The sequence below is a fragment of the Litorivita sp. NS0012-18 genome, assembly GCF_040371945.1.
Taxonomy (GTDB): domain Bacteria; phylum Pseudomonadota; class Alphaproteobacteria; order Rhodobacterales; family Rhodobacteraceae; genus Litorivita.
On record NZ_BAABWS010000002.1, the window covers coordinates 1 to 20,432 of the forward strand.

The 20,432-nt window shown below is 61.8% G+C and carries 17 protein-coding genes and 1 tRNA gene; 6 read left to right on the top strand and 12 right to left on the bottom strand.

Features of this window, described 5'->3' with window-relative positions; translation table 11 throughout:
• Positions 1-176 precede the first annotated feature (176 nt).
• Positions 177-356 carry a hypothetical protein gene (locus ABWV64_RS09565; protein ID WP_353344612.1) on the bottom strand — a complete coding sequence of 60 codons (180 nt, stop codon included), beginning with the start codon at positions 354-356 and terminating at the stop codon, positions 177-179.
• A 454-nt stretch (positions 357-810) separates the two neighbouring features.
• Here ABWV64_RS09565 and ABWV64_RS09570 point away from each other — a divergent pair, with 454 nt between their 5' ends.
• Positions 811-1,188, top strand: a complete 378-nt coding sequence (locus tag ABWV64_RS09570) for a MerR family transcriptional regulator (RefSeq protein ID WP_353344614.1) — start codon at positions 811-813, stop codon at positions 1,186-1,188.
• Positions 1,181-1,417: a hypothetical protein gene (locus ABWV64_RS09575; RefSeq protein ID WP_353344616.1), complete on the top strand. Its 237-nt coding sequence runs from the start codon at positions 1,181-1,183 to the stop codon at positions 1,415-1,417. Before ABWV64_RS09570 ends, ABWV64_RS09575 begins: the two co-directional genes overlap by 8 nt.
• A gap of 146 nt (positions 1,418-1,563) precedes the next feature.
• On the opposite strand, the gene ABWV64_RS09580 is transcribed toward ABWV64_RS09575, so the two are convergent.
• The 3 genes from ABWV64_RS09580 to ABWV64_RS09590 all read right to left on the bottom strand — a co-directional run bounded on the left by ABWV64_RS09580 (position 1,564) and on the right by ABWV64_RS09590 (position 6,032).
• Positions 1,564-3,456 (bottom strand): acyl-CoA synthetase, encoded by a 1,893-nt coding sequence (locus ABWV64_RS09580; RefSeq protein ID WP_353344618.1) that lies wholly within the window; start codon positions 3,454-3,456, stop codon positions 1,564-1,566.
• 275 nt (positions 3,457-3,731) lie between these two features.
• Positions 3,732-4,148, bottom strand: a complete 417-nt coding sequence (gene lysM, locus ABWV64_RS09585; protein ID WP_353344620.1) for a peptidoglycan-binding protein LysM — start codon at positions 4,146-4,148, stop codon at positions 3,732-3,734.
• 84 nt (positions 4,149-4,232) lie between these two features.
• Positions 4,233-6,032, bottom strand: coding sequence for an ABC transporter transmembrane domain-containing protein (locus ABWV64_RS09590; RefSeq protein ID WP_353344622.1), 1,800 nt, complete (start codon positions 6,030-6,032; stop codon positions 4,233-4,235).
• 186 nt (positions 6,033-6,218) lie between these two features.
• Here ABWV64_RS09590 and ABWV64_RS09595 point away from each other — a divergent pair, with 186 nt between their 5' ends.
• Positions 6,219-7,259: an NAD-dependent epimerase/dehydratase family protein gene (locus ABWV64_RS09595; RefSeq protein ID WP_353344624.1), complete on the top strand. Its 1,041-nt coding sequence runs from the start codon at positions 6,219-6,221 to the stop codon at positions 7,257-7,259.
• 65 nt (positions 7,260-7,324) lie between these two features.
• Here the strand turns inward: ABWV64_RS09595 and ABWV64_RS09600 are convergent, their stop codons facing one another.
• The 4 genes from ABWV64_RS09600 to ABWV64_RS09615 all read right to left on the bottom strand — a co-directional run bounded on the left by ABWV64_RS09600 (position 7,325) and on the right by ABWV64_RS09615 (position 11,360).
• Entirely contained in the window at positions 7,325-8,182 is an 858-nt protein-coding gene (locus ABWV64_RS09600; RefSeq protein ID WP_353344626.1) for a YihY/virulence factor BrkB family protein, read from the bottom strand.
• A 142-nt stretch (positions 8,183-8,324) separates the two neighbouring features.
• The gene (locus tag ABWV64_RS09605; RefSeq protein WP_353344628.1) at positions 8,325-9,383 is read right to left on the bottom strand and encodes a quaternary amine ABC transporter ATP-binding protein; all 1,059 of its coding nucleotides are present in this window, start codon (positions 9,381-9,383) and stop codon (positions 8,325-8,327) included.
• A complete protein-coding gene (locus ABWV64_RS09610; RefSeq protein ID WP_353344630.1) occupies positions 9,376-10,263 on the bottom strand; it encodes an ABC transporter permease in 888 nt (295 codons plus the stop codon). Before ABWV64_RS09610 ends, ABWV64_RS09605 begins: the two co-directional genes overlap by 8 nt.
• A gap of 89 nt (positions 10,264-10,352) precedes the next feature.
• Entirely contained in the window at positions 10,353-11,360 is a 1,008-nt protein-coding gene (locus tag ABWV64_RS09615; RefSeq protein ID WP_353344632.1) for an ABC transporter substrate-binding protein, read from the bottom strand.
• A 392-nt stretch (positions 11,361-11,752) separates the two neighbouring features.
• Here ABWV64_RS09615 and ABWV64_RS09620 point away from each other — a divergent pair, with 392 nt between their 5' ends.
• Positions 11,753-14,008, top strand: a complete 2,256-nt coding sequence (locus tag ABWV64_RS09620) for a DEAD/DEAH box helicase (protein WP_353345897.1) — start codon at positions 11,753-11,755, stop codon at positions 14,006-14,008.
• A gap of 142 nt (positions 14,009-14,150) precedes the next feature.
• On the opposite strand, the gene ABWV64_RS09625 is transcribed toward ABWV64_RS09620, so the two are convergent.
• The 4 genes from ABWV64_RS09625 to ABWV64_RS09640 form a co-directional block, all read right to left on the bottom strand.
• Positions 14,151-14,224: transfer RNA gene (locus ABWV64_RS09625), tRNA-Gly, on the bottom strand.
• 198 nt (positions 14,225-14,422) lie between these two features.
• A complete protein-coding gene (gene rimO, locus ABWV64_RS09630; protein WP_353344634.1) occupies positions 14,423-15,826 on the bottom strand; it encodes a 30S ribosomal protein S12 methylthiotransferase RimO in 1,404 nt (467 codons plus the stop codon).
• A 349-nt stretch (positions 15,827-16,175) separates the two neighbouring features.
• Positions 16,176-17,165, bottom strand: a complete 990-nt coding sequence (locus ABWV64_RS09635) for an LLM class flavin-dependent oxidoreductase (RefSeq protein WP_353344636.1) — start codon at positions 17,163-17,165, stop codon at positions 16,176-16,178.
• 180 nt (positions 17,166-17,345) lie between these two features.
• Positions 17,346-17,936: a GcrA family cell cycle regulator gene (locus ABWV64_RS09640; RefSeq protein ID WP_353344638.1), complete on the bottom strand. Its 591-nt coding sequence runs from the start codon at positions 17,934-17,936 to the stop codon at positions 17,346-17,348.
• 134 nt (positions 17,937-18,070) lie between these two features.
• Between ABWV64_RS09640 and ABWV64_RS09645 the strand changes: the two genes are divergently transcribed.
• Both ABWV64_RS09645 and ABWV64_RS09650 read left to right on the top strand, forming a co-directional pair.
• The gene (locus tag ABWV64_RS09645; RefSeq protein WP_353344640.1) at positions 18,071-18,889 is read left to right on the top strand and encodes an ABC transporter permease; all 819 of its coding nucleotides are present in this window, start codon (positions 18,071-18,073) and stop codon (positions 18,887-18,889) included.
• A gap of 332 nt (positions 18,890-19,221) precedes the next feature.
• The gene (locus tag ABWV64_RS09650; protein WP_353344642.1) at positions 19,222-20,400 is read left to right on the top strand and encodes an aspartate aminotransferase family protein; all 1,179 of its coding nucleotides are present in this window, start codon (positions 19,222-19,224) and stop codon (positions 20,398-20,400) included.
• Positions 20,401-20,432 lie beyond the last annotated feature (32 nt).

Below are 20,432 nucleotides of genomic sequence, written 5' to 3' on the forward strand. Positions count from 1 at the left end.
AAGCTCTCCCGCGAGACTACTCAAAACGCAGTCATCTCCGCGCTTCACTCAATTTGATCAACGACCGCAAAGTCCCCCATACCCCCCCTTCACCTCTTGGTATTCGCACCCTCCCACAAACGAAAACAGGCGGCGCATTTTGCGCCGCCTGCGGTGTCTTCTACGTGGATCGAGGCCTATTCGGCCCAATCATGGGCATAGACGAATTCGCCAAGCCGCTGGCCGATGGCGTCGCGGTCGGCGCCGTTTGCGGCTTTGATATGTGCCACGAGGCCGCGTTTCTTGTCTTCGGTGACCGAGGCGACCTCGGCCTTGTGACCGGCCTCTTTGAGCGCGAAATGCGCAGGCCAGTTCAAAACACCTGACCCGCGGCGGTTTGACCATCGAAAATGTGATAAATACACGCCCATCGCCGCGCTCCGCGCTGCGGATTTTTGACTTGCTATGAACCAAGGTTCATAGGTTAGGGCCGTGTTGATCATGCAAAGGAGATCAACATGACCGCAAAATCTTCCAACTCTGATTGTGGCGATACCTGTTCGCTTGACGGGGCCTCTGGGCCGTCATGCGGGTGCTCGGCGGGCAAGGCATCGCGCCGTGCAAAGCGTGCAAAATATGGCGCGGGGTTTATCGCGTTTTGCGCCATGTGTTGTGCCGTTCCCCCCGTGCTCATTGCTTTTGGCCTTGTCGGGGTTACAACGGGGGCGCTTCTGAGCGCCGGCATAGAAGCGGCTTTAATTGTCGCGGCGATACTGGCGCTTGGCTATCTGTTGATTAAATACGTCAAGAAGAACTGCTAAGGATTGCTTCATGAGAATATCAGGCGTGGCCAATAGAACCGGACTCCCGATATCGACGATCCGTTACTATGAAAAACGTGGCATTATCCCCAAGCCAAAGCGAATTGGACGCGATCGGGTGTATTCTCAAAGGGATTTGCGCGCAGTCGAGTTTGTCCGTGACGCGCAGGCGCTTGGGTTGAAGTTGGCGGAGATATCCACGTTGTTACGCGATCGGTGGGGCAACGCGGAGATGGCCGAGGTCGCGGCAAAGCACCGCCAAACCATTCGCGAGCGGATTGCAACGCTAGAGCGGATCGACAAAATCCTCGCGGCACTTGAAACATGCCGCTGTGACAGCTTTGCCGACTGTGACGTGACAGCAGCCCGATGCAAACGCGATGATTGAACTTATTGGTCTTTTGGCCGTCATCTCGATGGTGACCTGCTATGCGCTGGAAGAGCGCGGGCCGGTGTTTACGCTGGCCTTCGCGATCTCTTGCGCGGTCGCGGCAGTCTACGCTTTTGTGATCGGCTCCTACCCGTTCATGTTGGCCGAAGGCGTATGGGCGGCTATTGCCTTCAGAAAATGGTGGATGCGCTCAGGTGCTAGCCTTGGTGGGGGCCAAGGGCGCTGACGCAAAAGGTGCCGGCTTTCGAGGCGATATCGTGAAGGTTTGAAAATCTGCGCCCGCCCGCCCGTTATGCGCCGCGCACCCTCCCACAAACAAAAACAGGCGGCGCATTTTGCGCCGCCTGCGGTGTCTTCTATTTGGATCGAGGCCTATTCGGCCCAATCATGGGCATAGACGAATTCGCCAAGCAGCTGGCCGATGGCGTCGCGGTCGGCGCCGTTTGCGGCTTTGATATGTGCCACGAGGCCGCGTTTTTTGTCTTCGGTGACCGAGGCGACCTCGGCGTCGTGACCGGCCTCTTTGAGCGCAGCGTCAAAGATGCGTTTGATCGCGGATTTGCGCAGGTCGGGTTTGAAGACCTTGCCCACGGCGGTTTTGGGCAATTCGGGCATCACCTCGATATATTTGGGCATCGCCGCGCGTTCGTGGATGTGCACCTTGCAATGTTTGATCAACTCTTCGGGCGTCACGCTCGCGCCGCCGACCAATTCGACATAGGCGCAAGGCACTTCGCCCGCGTGTTGGTCGGGCTGGCCGATGGCACCGGCAAAACCGACGGCCTCATGGGCCAAAAGCGCCTCTTCGATCTCGGCGGGGTCGATGTTGTGACCGCCGCGGATGATCAGATCCTTGGCCCGTCCGGTGATCCACAGATACATATCCGCATCCATCCGGCCCAGATCACCGGTGCGCAGATATTCGCCGTGGTGGTAGAGGTCCTTGTTCTTGGCCTCCTCGGTATAGGTATTGCCCGCAAACACGCCGGGGTTGGAGACGCAAATCTCGCCGACCTCGTCGGTGGCGCATTCGACCGGCCCGTCCGGCGTGTCGCGGAAGATTTTCACATCCGTATAGGGGAAGGGATGGCCGACCGAGCCGATGCGCTTTTCGCCGTCCACAGGGTTGCACGACACAAGGCAGGTCGCCTCGGTCAAACCATAGCCCTCGACGATGCCGACGCCGGTCGCCTTCTCGAAGCGGTTGAACAGCTCTTGAGGCAAGGGGGCCGAGCCGGAGAACGCGGTTTTCAACGCCGAAAGATCCGCATCCACGGGGCGCTGCATCAGCGCCGAAATCGCCGTCGGAACGGTGATCGCAAAGGTGATTTTCCACCGCTCGCACAGCTTCCAGAAATTGTCGAACACCCCGTCGCCGCGATACCCCGCAGGGGTCGGGAACACCACATGCGCGCCAGCGGACAAGGCCGACATCAAAATCACATGGCAGGCAAAGACGTGGAACATCGGCAGCGGGCAGATGATGTTGTCCACTTCGGTATAAAGCAGCGTCGATCCGACCCAGCCGTTGTAAACGATGCCGGAGTTCTTGTGCTGTGCGACCTTGGGCATGCCCGTGGTGCCGCCGGTGTGGAAATAGGCCGCAACGCGGTCGTCGGTGACATTGTCCTCAAAGCTCAACGTCTTGGGCATCTTGCGTGCCTCGCCGATAAAGCTTTTGACATCGGCATGGTGACCGCCGGGATTTTTCGGACGGATCAGCGGCACGATCCAGCTTTTCGGCGGGGTCAGATAGCGGTTCAAATCCACCTCAAGCACCGTATGCACATTGGGCGCATGGCGCACCGCTTCGGCGGCTTTCTCGGCCAGATCGGTTTTCGGGAAGGTCTTCAGCGTCACCACAACCTTGGCATTGGTTTCGCGCAAAATCGCGGCGATCTGCTCGGGTTCGAGCATCGGGTTGATCGGATTGACGATCCCCGCAACACAGCCCGCCAGCGTGGCAATCACCGTCTCGTTCGAGTTGGGCAGGATCAGCGCGACGACATCTGTCTCGCCCACGCCCAATTTGCGAAACAGGTTCGCCGCTTGGCAGACTTTTTCATGCAGCTGGGTATAGCTCAGCGTTTCGGCCTTGTCGGTCGCACCGGAGAGCAACTGGAAAGAGATCGCTTCTTGATTGGGGAACTTGTCGCGCGTGCGGGTCAGGATTTCATAAACCGAGCGCGGCAAATCGCGGCTGGTATAGGGCATCTCGTTCTGGATGCGCAGCCCGTCGGCATAATTAGCGAATGTGTTTGTCATAGTGTCCTCCCCTAAACAGCGCGACCCCACGCGCCAAACCTGTGGCCTGCGCAAAGTGTCGCACAAGACCTTCGTCGCAGCATGGTAGGGTTGATCGCGTTACGCAAGAGTTGAGCAGGTCAGGGACGTCACGTTAGGTGGCTGAACGGGCGATTGCGCGGTGCAATGGTGCCGCTTTGGCGCGCGCGGCGCGCCCTTTTGGCCCGCGCGATCACAAAAAGGACCGCCCAACGCGGCGGCGGGGCGGTCCTTGGCGTTTGTCGTCTTGCGCGCGCTTACGACGGAATGCGCAGCACCTGACCGGGATAGATCTTATCGGGATGGGTGAGCATCGGCTTGTTGGCCTCGAAAATCTCTTCGTATTTCGCGCCATTGCCCATGGTTTTCGCGGCAATCGCCCAAAGCGTATCGCCCTTTTCAACCGTGTGGAATTTCGGCTCCTCGCCGCCCGCGTCATCCTCGACTTCGGCGACACCTTCGACGTTGCCCACCGCAAGAATGATCTTCTCTTTGGCTTCTTGGCTCACGGCGCTGCCACTAACCTTGACCTTATCGCCTTCGACCGTGATCTCCACGCCCTCGGCATCCAGACCCAGATCGGCGACTTCCTTTTTCAGGTCCTCGGCGCTGGGCGTCTCATCTGCGCTCTTGATCTTCTTGCCGGACCGTTTGAAAAAACTGAAAAGTCCCATAGGTATCTCCCTTTACTAGACAGGCTTATCTTTGCGCCGGCTCATGACAGGCGCAAGACAATTTTAACCATTCGTGCGGGGAATTTAGGCCGTGCCCGACCCGTCGGTGAATTGCAATTTGGCCAAACGCGCATAAAGCCCGCCTTCGGCGACCAAGGCGTCATGGGTGCCCGTGGCGACAATGCGCCCGCCTTCCATGACCACAATCCGGTCGGCCTTTTTGACCGTGGCCAGACGGTGCGCGACGATCACCGTGGTGCGGTTTTGCGCCAATTCGTCGACGGCCAATTGCACCGCGCGCTCGCTTTCGGCGTCCAAGGCGCTGGTCGCCTCGTCGAGCAACAGCACCGGCGCATCGCGCAAGATCGCCCGCGCAATGGCGATGCGCTGCTTTTGTCCACCCGACAGCATCACGCCGCGTTCGCCCACATATGTGCCATATCCTTCGGGCAGGGCGCTGATGAACTCATGCGCATTGGCGGCGCGCGCGGCCGATTCCACCTCGGCGTCCGAGGCCTCGGGCCAGCCAAAGCGGATATTGTCGCGCGCCGAGGCGGCAAAGATCACAGGGTCTTGCGGCACCAAGGCCATGACACGGCGAAACCCGTCGCGGCGCATATCGCGCAGGTCCACCCCGTCAAGGCACACGCGCCCCGATTGCGGATCATAGAAGCGTTGGATCATCTGGATAATGGTGGTTTTGCCCGCGCCCGAGGGACCGACCAAGGCCACCGTCTCGCCCGGATGGATGACAAGGTCCACGTCTTTGAGCGCGGGAATATCGGGGCGCGAGGGGTAATTGAACCCGACCTTTTCGAACCGGATCTCGCCTTGGACCGCATCGGGCAGGGGGGCGGGATCGGCGGGGTCTTGCACCGCATCCTCGGCGCGCAGCAATTCGACCAAACGCTCGGTCGCCCCCGCGGCGCGTTGCAATTCGCCCCAGATTTCCGACAGGGCGGCGACCGATCCGGCGACCATGACGGCGTAGAACACAAATTGCACCAAGGCGCCCGCGCTCATATCGCCGCCGCGCACATCGCGCGCGCCGATCCACAAAACGCCCACAACCCCCGCAAAGACGAGGAAAATCACGATCACTGTCATGGCCGCGCGGGTGGTGATCCGGCGGCGCGCCACGTCATAGGATTTCTCGGTCACCTCCGAGAACTCCTTGCGGGTCTGGCGCTCGTGGGTGAAGGCCTGCACGGTTTGCACGCTCAACAGCGCCTCGGAGGCCGACCCCGACGAGGCCGCGATCCAGTCTTGGTTCTCGCGGCTTTGCGCGCGCAGCTTGCGCCCCAAGGTCAGGATCGGAATGATCACCGCAGGCACGATCAGCAAGACCAATCCGGTCAGCTTGGCCGAGGTAAACAGCATGAACACAATGCCGCCGAACAAGATCAACACATTGCGCAGCGCCACCGAGATCGACGAGCCGATCACCGACAGGATCAGCGTCGTGTCGGTGGTGATGCGCGACAGGACCTCGCCGGTCATGATGCGCTCGAAGAACACGGGGCTCATGCCGATGATGCGGTCGAACACCGCCTTGCGGATATCGGCCACGACCCGCTCGCCCAGACGCGTCACCAAAGCATAGCGCAGCCCCGTGCCCACCGCCAAAAGCGCCGCCAACCCCAAAGCCGCGCCGAAATACTGATCCAAAATCGCCACGCTGTCCGAGCCGAAACTGTCGATCACGCGGCGCACCGCGAGCGGCAATGTCAAAGACACCCCCGCCGTGAGCACCAAAGCCAGCCCCGCAAAGGCGACCATCCACCGGTAGGGGGCCAGAAACGGGCGCAGTTGCGACAAGGCGCCAACGCGTTTTGATTTTTCGCGCTCGGCCTCGGTGCCTGTGGGGGTCGGGGTGCGTGCCATATTGGGTTCCTTGCGAATGCGTCACGCTACATCGCAACGCGCGCCATTGGGGTCAAGCGCGCACATGCCGCGCTTTTGTCGCAGGTCGGCGCGATTCATCCCCCCGCGCCGCCTTGCGCCTTGCCAAGGCGGCGCAGCGCGCGCAAAAAAGGCCCGTTCTGACCGCAGTGCCAAAAGGCTTTTTCGATGACCTCTTCTTCCTCCTCGCCCGCGCCGACCGTCCTGATCACAGGGGCGGCGGGGTTTATCGGCTTTCACCTCGCAACGGCCTTGCTTGGCCAAGGGATGCGGGTGGTGGGTCTCGACAGCATGAACGACTACTATGACGTGGCCCTCAAAGAGGCGCGTCTGGCGCAGCTGGAGCCGCAGGCGGGGTTTACCTTCCGGCGCGGCAAGGTCGAGGCGCCCGGCCTGCTGATGGAGATATTTGCCGAAGCCAAACCCGATTTCGTCGTCCATCTCGCGGCGCAGGCGGGGGTGCGCTATTCCATCGACAACCCGCGCGCCTATCTGGAGGCCAACCTGATCGGCACCTTCGAATTGCTGGAGGCCGCGCGCGCCCATCCGCCCGCGCATATGCTTTTGGCCTCGACCTCCTCGGCCTACGGCGCCAATACGCAGATGCCATATGCCGAGACCGACAAGGCCGACACACAGATGTCCTTTTACGCCGCGACCAAGAAATCGAACGAGGCGATGGCCCATTCCTACGCGCATCTTTACGCGCTGCCGACGACGATGTTCCGGTTTTTCACGGTTTATGGCCCGTGGGGGCGGCCCGATATGGCGCTGTTCAAATTCACCCGCGCGATTTTGGCGGGCGAGGCCATCGACGTGTATAACCACGGGCAAATGCAGCGCGATTTCACCTATGTCACCGATCTGGTCGAAGGCATTCGCCTGTTGATGCAGGCCGCGCCCCAGCGCCCCGAGGGCCCCGATGCGCCTGTGCCAAACGGCGACAGCCTCTCGCCCGTCGCCCCCTTTCGTGTGGTCAATATCGGCAATTCCACCGCCGTGCCTTTGATGGAGTTTATCGAGGCCATCGAGGCCGCCACGGGGCGCGAGGCGATCAAGAACATGATGCCGATGCAGGCGGGCGATGTGCCGGCCACTTGGGCCAATGCCGATTTGATCAAATCCCTGACGGGCTATGCGCCGCAAACTCCCGTGGCCGAGGGCGTGGCGCGTTTCGTCGAATGGTATCGGGACTATCACGGCGTCTAGAGCGCGCGCATCGCCCGCAGGTCGTGGGCGCATCGCCGTCTTGAGGTCGTGGCGCTTTGCTCCCGTCAGGCCCTGCGCGCCTTGCCCATCTCGCGGGCGATCAATTGCCGTTCGATCTCGGCATTGAGCACCGCGCCCAGCAGCACCAGAAAGGCGCTCAGATAGAGCCAGACCAGCAGCGCAATCACCGCCCCGATCGAGCCGTAAACCTCGTTATAATTGCCAAAATTGGTCAGATAGGTGGAAAACGCCGCCGATACCGCCCCCCAGAGCAGCACCGCCAAGACCACACCAGGCAAGATCATCGTCGGACGCGCGCCGCGCCGGTTCGGGCCATAGCGGTAGATCATCCCGATCCCCGCCAAAAGCGCGCCAAGCGCGGCCATCCAGCGCAGGATGTTGATATAGCTGGCGGTTTCCAGCTTGAGCGGGACGAAATTCATCGCCACGGGCACCACGACAATCGCCGCCAGCGCCACCAAAGACACGCCCACAAGCCCCAAGGTCATCACGCTGGCCGCAAAATAGTGGCGCAAGCTGGAGCGGTTGCGCTTGCGGTAAATCTCGTTCATCCCGCGCATCATTGCCCCCACGCCCGCGCGCGCCGACCAGAGCGCGAACCCGACGGACAGGAGGCTCGCCCAGCCCAAAGTGCCGCGCCCTTGACCGATCACGCCCTCGACCTGCCCGTTGATCAAATCGAACACATCGGGCGGCAGGAGCGGGCGCAGCAATTCCATTTGCCCCGCCACCACCGAGGGGTCAGACACAAAACCCCAAAGCGCGATCACTGCCGCGATGCCCGGAAATATCGCCAGCATGGCGAAAAACCCGACCCCTGCGGCGATCAGGCCGAGGTTGCGCTCGTCGATCTGCAGCCATGTGTTTTTGAGGATATGCGCCCAAAAGGCCAGCCCTGTCATCTTGCGCTCCTCTGCGTTGCCGTCCCCGATACCATAGCAACGCGCCCCCGCGCGCCAAGGGAAAAGCCGTTTGAAACCGGTGCGCGCAATTGCAAAGGGCCGCCCTGATCCGGACGGCCCTTTGTTGGATATGCGCTGCGGATCAATATTGCATCGCTGCAGGCTCTTCGCTTTTGGGCGGGGTCAGCGCGGCAATGGCGCTGCTCAAAGAGACGGTGCCCACCGGCGCGCCGCTCTTGTCCACCACGGTGCAGGTGTTGCCCTCGGCGGCATTGAGCGGGGCCAAAGCCGCCTCCAGCGAGGTGTCGGCCGCGATCTGCGCTCCCGTGCCCGAGGGCACGCCGCGCTTCATGATCGAGCGCACCTTGATCACCTTGGAGCGGTTGATGTCGCGGATGAAATCCGTGATGTAATCATCCGCCGGTTTCATGATGATCTGCTGCGGATCGCCCTCTTGGATCACCGCGCCATCGCGCAAAATCGCGATGTTGTCACCAATGCGCAAAGCTTCATCAAGATCGTGGGTGATGAAGATGATGGTCTTATGCAGCTCCTCTTGCAGGTCGAGAAGGATGTTTTGCATATCGGTGCGGATGAGCGGATCAAGCGCCGAAAACGCCTCGTCCATCAGCAGGATTTCCGCATCCGTCGCCAAGGCGCGGGCAAGGCCGACGCGTTGCTGCATCCCGCCCGAAAGCTGCCCCGGATAGTGGTCCTCGAACCCCGCCAATCCCACACGTTCGATCCAGCGGGCCGAACGCTCATGCGCCTCGCCATCGGCCACGCCTTGGATTTTCAGCCCGTATTCGACGTTCTGCTGCACCGTGCGGTGCGGCAAAAGCGCGAATTTCTGGAACACCATCGAGGTTTTGAACCGCCGCAAATCGCGCAGCGCCGCCTCGTCCATCGACAAAACATCCGCCCCGTCGATCCAGATTTCGCCCGCAGTGGGCTCGATCAAACGGTTGATATGGCGGATCAGCGTCGATTTGCCCGACCCAGACAGGCCCATGATGACCTGAATCTTACGCTCGGGGATTTCCAGCGAGATGTTGTTAAGGCCCAAAACATGACCGTGCTTTTCCAAAAGCTCCGGCTTGCCCATGCCTTCTTGGACCTCGCCGATGACGCTTTGCGGGTCATCGCCAAAGACCTTGTAGAGGTTCTTGATTTTAACTTTGATGTTCTCTTGATCAGCCATGATCGCCTCCATTGCGGTGGGCCTGCAAGCGGCGGCCATAGCTTTGCGTGACGCGGTCGATGATGATCGCCAGCACCACAATCGCCAGCCCGTTCATCAGGCCAAGCGCCAGATATTGGTTTGAAATCGCGCGCAAAACCGGCACGCCCAAACCTTTGACGCCGATCATCGAGGCAATCACCACCATCGACAGCGCCATCATGATCGTCTGGTTAACACCTGCGAAAATATTGGGCAGGGCCAGCGGGATTTGCACCCCGAAGAGCTTTTGTCGGTAGTTGGCGCCAAAGGCATCGGCGGCCTCCAGAACCTCGCGGTCCACAAGGCGGATGCCAAGGTTGGTCAGGCGCACAATCGGCGGCACCGCATAGATGCACACGGCCAAAAGCCCCGGAACCTTGCCAATGCCCAAAAGCATGACAACAGGGATCAGATAGACAAAAGACGGAATGGTTTGCATGATGTCCAGAACCGGCGTGATCAGCGATTGCGCACGGTTATAGCGCGCCATCAAGATGCCGATGGGAATGCCCACCGCGATACAGACCATCGTGGCGACCAGAACAATGGCCAGCGTTGCCATCGTGTCTTCCCACATGCCCAGATATCCAATGGCCAAAAAGGCCAAAACCGCACCAACGGTGATCTTCCAGCTGCGCGAGCCGAGGTAGGAAAAACCCGCAACCACGGCCAGAATGATCGGCCAAGGCGTGGCAAGAAGCAGCCGCTCGAACCAGATCATGAATTGCAAAAGCGGATTGAAGAACGCCTCGAGGCTCTCGCCATAGGCGCGTGAAAATTCGCGAAAGCTCGCGTCGATACCCTTTTTCAGGTCGCGCAGATCGGTGCGCCCCATCTCGGGAAATTCGGTCCAACTCATGGCTGGCCCCCCGTATTATTGTTGTTTTGCTTGCAAAAAACCCGCGCCGGAGAAGCTCCGGCGCGGGCGGTATGTCTCATCTCAAACGCTTAGAGCGCCGATTTGATCTTTTCTGCCACATCGGCGGGGACCCATTTGGTCCAGATGTCTTGATGCTTTTCGAGGAATTCGAAAGCCGCATCTTCACCGCCGGCTTGGTTGTCGGCCATGTAAACGAGCATTTCGTTCATGATCGGGCCGGGGAAGACGCGTGTGCCAAGGTAATCCACCGCAGGGCCGCCAGCTTCTTTAAAGCGGTCGGTGATCACCGAGTTCACTTCCGAAACGGTCCATGCGGTCGGCTTGGGATCGGCGCAATCCTGTTCGGCCAAGGCAACGCAGCCGTCCCAGTTTTCGCGGCCCGCAAATTCCGCCTCGAAGGGCAGCATTTTCATGCCGTATTTGCCGATGATCGCCGTGGGCGACCAGTAGTAGCCGAACCAGTTCTCGTCGCGCTCGACAGCCTTGGCCATCGATCCGTCCAGACCCGCAGCAGAACCCGGATCAACCAGAACCCAGCCTTTGTCTTCCATGCCAAAGGCGCGGTAGAGGTTGGCATTCACCAACTGGCAGCCCCAACCGGCGGGGCAGCCGACGAAGGCGCCCTTGGAGGCATCTTCGGCATAGGGGAAGAGGTCAGGCCGCGCGAGCAGCTTTTCAACCGTGTCCAATTCGGGGTGATCGGCGGCAAATTTCGGTGTCACCCACCAGCCTTCGCCAAGTTCGGTGATCGGACCGTCGTTGACCGCATGCAAACGGCCTTCGCCGATCGCCGCCATGAGCGGATCACGCACCGCGTTGATCCAAAGCTCGCCTGCGACATCGGGCTCGCCCTTTTCGTTCATCGAGGCAAAGGTCGTGGTCGTCGCACCTGGGATCAGCTCGACATCACAGCCATAGCCCTCTTCCAGAATGATTTTGTCGACATTGGCCATCATCTCGGCCGAGGCCCAGTTCATTTCCGCCATGGTGACGCGGCCGCAGTCTTCGGCCGCAGCAGCACCCATAGATGCAAAAAGTCCAAGCGCGGAGGCCGCGAGTGTATAGTTGATTTTCATGTAATCTCTCATCTCTCGTGAGTTTAGCCTAAAACGCCCTCCCTTGAACGTCTCAGGTCACCACCCCTCACGGGCGATTTCTTCTGATCGCGGGGACAAATCTTTGGTGTTCCCGCCTCTGAAGCACGGCAGCATGACACCATAGCTGGGCATGAATATCAACCCAAACCGCGTAACTCCTATGTGACCTAGGGGCAGGCGCCGCCGCCGCCGCAATCGCCAAACTCCATGGAATTTGCGAGTAAATAAGGCTATACAAGCCCCCAAAGGGCGCGTATGAGCGGGCGCTTGGTGCCATATGCGCCGCCCGCCGCGCAAAAGCGCCGACCCATGCCCGCCCCAAACCGACCGCCCATCCTGAAAAGAGAGTTCTGCCCGTGATCGAAGCCGCCGTGATCCCGACCCTTGCCGCCGCTCTGGCTGCCCAAGGCTACGAAAGCCTTACACCGGTGCAAGAAGCGGTGCTCGACCCCGCGCTTGCCGAGGCCGACCTTCTGGTCTCGGCGCAAACCGGATCGGGCAAAACCGTGGGCTTCGGCCTCGCCATTGCGCCGACGATCTTGCAAGAGGATGGCCGTTTTGGCCGCGCCGCCGCGCCTTTGGCGCTGGTCATCGCGCCGACCCGCGAATTGGCCATGCAGGTGAAACGCGAATTGCTCTGGCTTTATGGTCAGGCGGGGGCGGTTGTCGCCTCTTGCGTGGGCGGTATGGACATGCGCGACGAACGCCGCGCCCTCGAGCGCGGCGCGCATATCGTCGTCGCCACGCCAGGCCGTTTGGTCGATCACGTCAAACGCGGCACGATTGATCTGGATGATATCCGCGCCGTGGTTCTGGACGAGGCCGACGAGATGCTCGATCTGGGCTTTCGCGAGGATCTGGAGTTTATCTTGTCGGAATCGCCCGACAGCCGCCGCACATTGATGTTCTCGGCCACCGTGCCCAAAACCATCGCGCAACTGGCGAAATCCTATCAAAAAGACGCGCAGCGCATCACCACCGCAGGCGAGGCGCGCCAGCACTCCGATATCGAATACCGCGCGCTGCAAGTCGCGCCGCAAGACGCCGAAAACGCCATCATCAACGTGCTGCGCTTTTTCGAGGCGCCCAATGCCATCGTGTTCTGCAACACCCGCGCTATGGTCGCGCGGATGACCTCGCGCCTGTCCAACCGCGGCTTTTCCGTTGTGGCCCTGTCGGGCGAATTGACCCAGACCGAGCGCAGCAACGCGCTTCAGGCCATGCGCGACGGGCGCGCCCGCGTTTGCGTGGCCACTGATGTGGCGGCGCGCGGCATCGATTTGCCCAACCTCGAATTGGTGGTCCACGCCGAATTGCCATCGAACCACGAAACCTTGCTGCACCGTTCGGGCCGCACGGGCCGCGCGGGGCGCAAGGGCGTCTCCGCCCTGATCGTGCCGCCCAAAGTGCGCAAAAAGGCCGAGCGCCTTTTGCATTTCGCCAAGCTGGAGGCCACATGGGCCGCGCCGCCCTCGGCCGCCGAAGTGGCCGAAAAGGACGAAGCGCGCTTGCTCTCCGATCCGGTCTGGGCCGAAGCGGTGACCCCCGAAGAAAGCGCCTTTGCCGATAAATTGCTCGCCATGCACGAGCCGCAAGAGATCGCCGCCGCCTATTTGCGCCTCTATCGCACCCGCCAATCGGCGCCCGAAGAACTGGCCGATCCCGACAGCCGCCCCGAGCGCCGCCCCGCCACGCAATTCGGCCCTGGCGTGTGGTTTTCGGTCTCGATCGGGCGCAACAAGAACGCCGAGCCGCGCTGGCTCTTGCCGCTGATTTGCCGCATGGGCGGATTGACCAAGGACGACATCGGCGCGATCCGCATCCAGCCGACCGAGACCTATTTCGAAATCTTGGAAAGCAGCGCCGACGGGTTTGTCGCCTCCTTGGGCGATCCGATGGAGCTTGAAGAAGGCGGCAAGGTCAAACGTATTGACGGGACGCCGGAATTCGCGCCGCAAGAGCGCGGTCCCAAACGGTTTGGCGACAAACCTGCGGGCGGCAAACGCTTTGACAAACCGCGCGGCGATAAACCCTACGGGGATAAGCCGCGGGGCGATAAAAAGCCTTACGGCGACAAAAAATCCTTTGGCGACAAAAAGCCTTACGCTGACAAAAAGCCCTATGCTGACAAGCCGCGCGGCGACAAGCCCGCCAAGGGTTACGACCCGCTGGACAGCGGCGCGCAAGAGCGCAAACCGCGCCACGTCAAAGACAAAGAAGGCAATACACCTGGCAAGACGAAACGCGTCTGGAACGCCGAGGCCGCGCCCTATCCCACGCCCAAGGGCGATGCAAAACCGCGCGGGGCGGACAAGCCTGCGGGCGGTAAATCGGGCGGCAAACCGGCGGGCAGCGGCAAGGGGGCGGCGAAATATGGCGCCAAACCTGCGGGGAAATTCGGCGGCAAGCCCGATGGCAAACCGGCGGGTAAACCAACGGGCAAGGCTGCGGGCAAACCGCGCGCTGATGCCAGCGATGCCTCCAAACGCTTTAGCCCCGACGGCAAACCCGCCAAGCCCCGCGCCGGATCGAAATTCGCCGGTAAAACGGGCGGAAAACCCGCGGGGAAAGGCAAGGGTAAACCGCCCGCCAAAGGCGGCAACGCGGTCCCGCGCCGCAGCAAATAAGCCCCTTATAAATAAGGTCATAAAGGTCGCTTCGGCGGCCTTTATGCGTTTTCGCGGATAGGGATTGAAGCGCGGCAAAGCCGCCCAAATCAAGCGCAATGGCGCATGAAAACGGGGTGCCAGTAGTGCCGCAGGGGAGGGATGGAGCGGGCGGCGGGAATCGAACCCGCGTCATTAGCTTGGAAGGCTAAGGTCTTACCATTACACAACGCCCGCTCAGGGCAAGCGAGGCGGGGCGCCTCGCATGTGCTGGCCCCGAATTACACGCTGGCGCGCCGCGCTTCAAGGGGTTTTGCGCAAGGATTTGCCCCTGCGCCGCATTTGGCGCGTGCTGCGTGGCTGCGGCTTGCGGGAGGGCGGCCATTGAGGGCGCTGGGGCAGGGCTGGAGCAGAGCAGGGGGCAGGGCCGCGCCCCTAACGCAGCGCCCCCCAAAGATCATATTCGCCCGCCTCATCGACCTCGACGGTGACGATTTGCCCGACCTGCAACCCTTCGGTGCCCTCGTCGATAAACAGGTTGCCGTCGATCTCGGGCGCGTCGGATTTGGTGCGGCAGGTGGCGATGCCGTCGGCGTCGATGTCGTCGACGATGACCTCCATCACGCGGCCCACTTTGGCCGCCAGCTTGGCTTCGGAAATCGCCTGCGCCTTTTCCATAAAACGGTCCCAGCGCTCTTGCTTAAGTTCGGCGGGCACATGATCGGGCAGATCGTTGGACCGTGCTCCGGCGACATTTTCGTATTGAAAACAACCCACTCGGTCGAGTTGGGCCTCGTCCATCCAATCGAGAAGGTGCTGGAATTCGGCCTCCGTCTCACCGGGATAGCCGACGATAAAGGTCGAGCGCAGGGTGATATCGGGGCAAATGTCGCGCCATGCTTTGATCTCGGTGAGGGTTTTCGACCCCGCCGCAGGGCGCGCCATGCGTTTGAGAACATCAGGGTGGCTGTGCTGGAAGGGGATGTCGAGATAGGGCAAAAGCGCATTGGCCGGATCGGCCATCAGCGGGATCAACTCGCGCACATGCGGGTAGGGATAGACATAATGCAGCCGCACCCAAAGGTCCGATTGCGGGCCAAGAGCGCCCAATTCGCGGGCCAGATCGGTGATATGGCTGCGCACCTCGCGGCCCTGCCACTCATGGGCCGAATACTTGCGGTCCAGCCCGTAGGCCGAGGTGTCTTGCGAGATCACCAAGAGTTCGCGCACCCCGCTTTGCACCAGCTTTTCCGCCTCGCGCAGCACCGCATGCACCGGTCGCGAGGCCAGTTTCCCGCGCATGTCGGGGATGATGCAGAATTTGCACTTGTGGTTGCAACCCTCTGAAATTTTTAGGTAACTATAGTGGCGCGGGGTGAGTTTGACGCCGCTGGCGGGCATCAGGTCGACAAAGGGATCGGGGTCGGGCGGCACGGCGGCATGCACCGCATCGAGCACCTGTTCATATTGGTGCGGGCCGGTGACGGCGAGCACGCGCGGATGGGTGCCGCGAATGTAATCTTCCTCGGCGCCGAGGCATCCGGTGACGATGACCTTGCCGTTTTCATTGAGCGCCTCGCCGATGGCTTCGAGGCTTTCGGCCTTGGCGCTGTCGAGAAACCCGCAGGTGTTGACCACCACTGCATCGGCGCCCGCGTAATCGGCGCTGATCCCGTAACCTTCGGCGCGCAGGCGGGTCAAAATCCGCTCGCTATCGACCAAAGCCTTGGGACAGCCGAGCGAGACCATGCCGATGGTCGGCTGGCCGCTGCGGGGGGCATCGGAGATCTTGGCGCGCGGCGCAAGGTCGGGGCGGAGGTTTGGCGGGTTGCTGCTCATGGCGCGGATATAGACCGATGTGCGGGGTCTGGGAAGGGGGCGCGGACGGGCGTTTTGGCCTGTCGGTATCACGTCGGTATTTTGTCGGTATCGCGTCGGTGCGGTTTTGGCCAAGGCGCGCGGCGCGCAAGACGGGGGGGCAGGGGGCCGAAGACAGGGGAGTGAGACAGAGGCGCGAGACAGGGGCGCAAGACAGGGGGCCGAAGACAGGCGCCACCGACGCGGGCCTGAGGCGCGGGCCTGAGACGCGGGCGCGAAGACGGCGGGCGAAGAAAGCCGGAGCAAGGCTGGCGCTGTGAAACCGGCGGCCTGCTTTTGGCACTTCGAAAACCTACGCCGGCCCGAGATGTTAGCCAAGCGCCCGCATCGCCTGCGCGGCGATGGCAAAGGAGGCTTTGCGCGCCGCGTGGTCGTGGATCTGGCCGGTGATGATTACTTCGTCGGGGCGGAATGTATCGATCAGTTGCGCCAGTTGCTCTTGCACCATCTCGGGCGTGCCGCAAGCGGTGCAGGCCAGCGCCTGTTCGACCCCCGCCAGAATGCGCGGATCGGTGCCTTTGGCAAAATCCGCATCGGGGCGCGGCAAGGGGCCAGGGCGGCCGCTGCGCAGGTTGATAAAGGCTTGCTGCATCGAGGTGCGCAGCAATTGCGCCTCGGCCTCGCTCTGCGCGCCAAAGACATTGAGCGCCATCATCGCATGGGGCGCATCGAGCTGCTTCGAGGGGCGAAAATCGCGCCGGTAGACATATAACGCCTCCTCCAGAGCCGCAGGGGCGAAATGCGAGGCAAAGGCATAGGGCAGGCCAAGCGCTGCGGCCAGCTGCGCGCCAAACAGCGAAGAGCCGAGGATCCAGACCGGCACATGGGTCCCTTCGCCCGGCACGGCGCGCACCTTGGCCGCCTCATTGGGATCGCCCAGATAGCCGATGAGTTCGGCCACATCGCGCGGAAAGCCCGACCCGTCGTCATGGGCATGGCGCAGCGCCCGCGCGGTCAGCATATCGGTCCCTGGCGCGCGGCCAAGGCCCAGATCGATGCGGTCCGGATACATCGTCGCCAGCGTGCCAAAGGCTTCGGCCACCATCAAAGGCGCGTGATTGGGCAACATGATGCCCCCCGCCCCGACGCGGATGGTTTTGGTATGGGCGGCGACCTGACCGATCAAAACCGCCGTTGCGGCGCTGGCGATGCCGCGCATGTTGTGATGTTCGGCCAGCCAGTAGCGCGTAAAGCCGAGGGTTTCGGCATGGCGGGCCAGATCGACGGTATTGGCCAAAGCATCCGCAGGGGTGAAGCCCGCCGGAACCGGAGACAGATCGAGAAGAGAGAAGGGGGTCATAAGCCGTCCTTTGCGCCTGTTGCCTTTAATCTTGGGGGCGGCGGCGGCAATGACAAGGGGGGAAGACTACGGCGGGCGGATGGCGGGCAAGGCAAGGGCGGCCGCGCAGATCGGCCAAAGAAAAAGGCCGAACGTCACGTCCGGCCCTTTGCGTCTTGCCTGTCTTACCTGTCTTGGCGCTTAGCGTTTGCGGTCGCGGCGGCTCGACATCGGTTGGAAGGCGACGCCGACATGGGCCTCGCAATAGGGTTTGCCCGCCTGCACCGGCAGGCCGCAGAACCAAAAATCGGGGGTCGCGGGATCGCCCACGGGCCATTTGCAGGTCCGCTCGGTCAATTCCATCAGCGTCAGCTTTTTGGCCTTTTTCTCGATGGCCGAGACTTTGGCCAAGGCTTCGGGGCTGATCTCATTGGCCGAGGGTTGCGGCGGCAACGGCTGGCCTGCGGGGATGATCGCCTTGCGGGTATGGGGCACGATCACCGGCTCGTCGGCCTTTTGCGCTTTGGCCGGCTCGGCCTTGGGCGCGGCGGCGGGTTTGGACGGTTTGGCCTTGGCCGCCGGTTTGGCCGCTTTGGTTTCGGGGGCGGCTTTGGCGGTATCGGCCTTGGCCGCGCTTCCCCCGCCCGAGCGGTTGGACAGGCCAAGGCGGTGCACCTTGCCGATCACCGCGTTGCGGGTCACACCGCCAAGCTCCTTGGCGATCTGGCTGGCCGATTGGCCCTCGCCCCACATCTTTTTCAAAAGCTCAACGCGATCGTCGGTCCAGGACATCTGTCTTCCTTACCTGAAAAGCGGCCCCGAATGCACCTTTGGCGCGGGCCGCTCTAGAAATTCCCAATGGTCCCCTATTTTAAACACTCGCATCCGAGTTACAAGGCATCGAATCAAATGGCAGAGGTTTTGGCATGAGCAATCAGGTGGAGATGGGCGCAGGCGCGATGCGCGAGCGCCGGTTCGGGCGGGTCAACTGGCTGGGCCTATACACATTGGCGCGCCGCGAGATCATGCGCTTTGTCGCCGTCTGGACGCAAACCTTGCTGGCGCCGCTGATCACGGCGGCCCTGTTCTTGCTTATCTTCAACCTCGCCATCGGCCCCTCGCGCGGCGAGGTCATGGGGCGGCCCTTCGTGCATTTCATCGCGCCGGGCATCTTGATGATGACGGTGATCCAGAACGCCTTTGCCAATGTCTCCTCCTCGATTGTGATCTCCAAGGTGCAGGGCAATATCGTCGACACGCTCATGCCGCCCCTGTCGGCGCTGGAATTGGTGCTGGGCTATACGGCGGGGGGCGTGGCGCGCGGTTTGATCGTGGCGCTGGCCATCGGTTTGGGGGTTCTGCTCTTCTTGGGGGTGCAGATCGCCCATCCGCTTTGGGCGCTGGTTTTCGTGCTGCTCGGCTCGGCCTTCATGAGCGCCGTGGGCATGATCGCGGGGATTTTCGCCAATAAATTCGACCAGATGGCGGCGATTACCAATTTCATCGTCACGCCTTTGGCGTTTTTGTCGGGCACGTTTTATTCGGTCGAGGCCATGCCCGAAGTGATGCAGCGCATCACCCATTTTAACCCGATTTTCTATCTGATCGACGGGGTGCGCTACGGGGTTTTGGGCGTCTCGGACAGCGATCCGCAGCTCGGTCTGGCGGTGTGCAGCTTGGCGACTTTGGCCATCGCGGGCGCGGCTTGGGCGATGTTTCGCACGGGCTACCGGCTCAAGGCCTGAGGAAGCACGCGCAGCGCCCGACCGACAGGTCGGGCATCGCCCGAACCGCCCCCACGGGGCGGGCGATATCGCCCACCCCTCGGTTCGGGCGATGCCCTTTGCGCAATTGGGCTTCCCTGATCGCTGCGAAGCTGCTAATTGCTGCCCTATGAACACCGCACAGAGCCTTTTCGCCGCCACGGCCAAAGACCGACGCACGCGCCGACGCGCCTGACGCCGCCTGTTGTTCTTGCGTGCCATATCCGCACGCCCCCTTGAAAATATCCGAAAAATATTGACCAACCGAAGCGGCTGAGGCACTTCTCAGGCTTCACTTCATAAGGATGATCGCGATGATCCCGACTGTTTTGCCGACCTATAACCGCGCGCCTTTGCATTTCACCAAGGGCGAAGGCGCTTGGCTGATCGAGCAAGACGGGCGCCGATTTCTGGATCTGGGCGCGGGGATCGCGGTCAATGCTTTGGGCCATGCCCATCCGGCCTTGGTCAAGGCGCTCACCGATCAGGCGCAAAACCTGTGGCATGTCTCGAACCTCTACGAGATCCCGCAGCAACAGGCGCTGGCCGACAAGCTGACCGAAGCGTCTTTCGCCGATACGGTGTTTTTCACCAATTCGGGCACCGAGGCCTGCGAGTTGGCGGTGAAAATGGCGCGCAAATACTGGTATGACAAAGGCCATCCCGAGAAGACCGATATCATCACCTTCTCCGGCAGCTTCCACGGCCGCTCTTCCGCGGGCATCGCGGCGGCGGGCAGCGAGAAGATGGTCAAAGGTTTTGGCCCGCTGCTCCCCGGTTTTGTGCATCTGCCTTGGGGCGATCACGAGGCGCTCAATGGCGCGATCACCGACACCACCGGCGCCATCCTGATCGAGCCGGTGCAAGGCGAGGGCGGCATTCGCCCGCTGCCCGATCAATGCCTCAAGGGGCTGCGCGATCTATGCGACGAGAAGGGCATTTTGCTCATCCTCGACGAGGTGCAATGCGGCGTCGGCCGCACGGGTAAACTCTTTGCCCATGAATGGGCGGGGATCGAGCCGGACATCATGATGGTCGCCAAAGGCATCGGCGGCGGCTTCCCGCTTGGCGCGGTTCTGGCCACCGAAGAGGCGGCCTCGGGGATGACGGCGGGCACCCATGGGTCGACCTATGGCGGCAATCCTTTGGGCTGCGCCGTTGGCTGCGCGGTGATGGAGATCGTCTCGGACCCCGAATTTCTGGCCGATGTGAACCGCCGCGCGGGACTTTTGCGCCAAAAGCTCGAAGGTCTGGTCGCGGCCCATCCCAAAGTGTTTGAGGGCGTGCGCGGATCGGGTTTGATGCTCGGCCTCAAATGCGTCGCGCCCAACGTGGATGTGGTGCAGGCGGGATATAAATCCGACCTGCTCACCGTGCCCGCCGCCGACAATGTGCTGCGCCTTTTGCCGCCGCTGAACCTGACGGACGCCGAGATCGGCGAGGCCGCCGCGCGGCTTGACGCCGCCGCGACATTGGTCGAAGCCGCCCTATAGAAAATGCCCCGCGCCGCGGCGCGGACGACAAA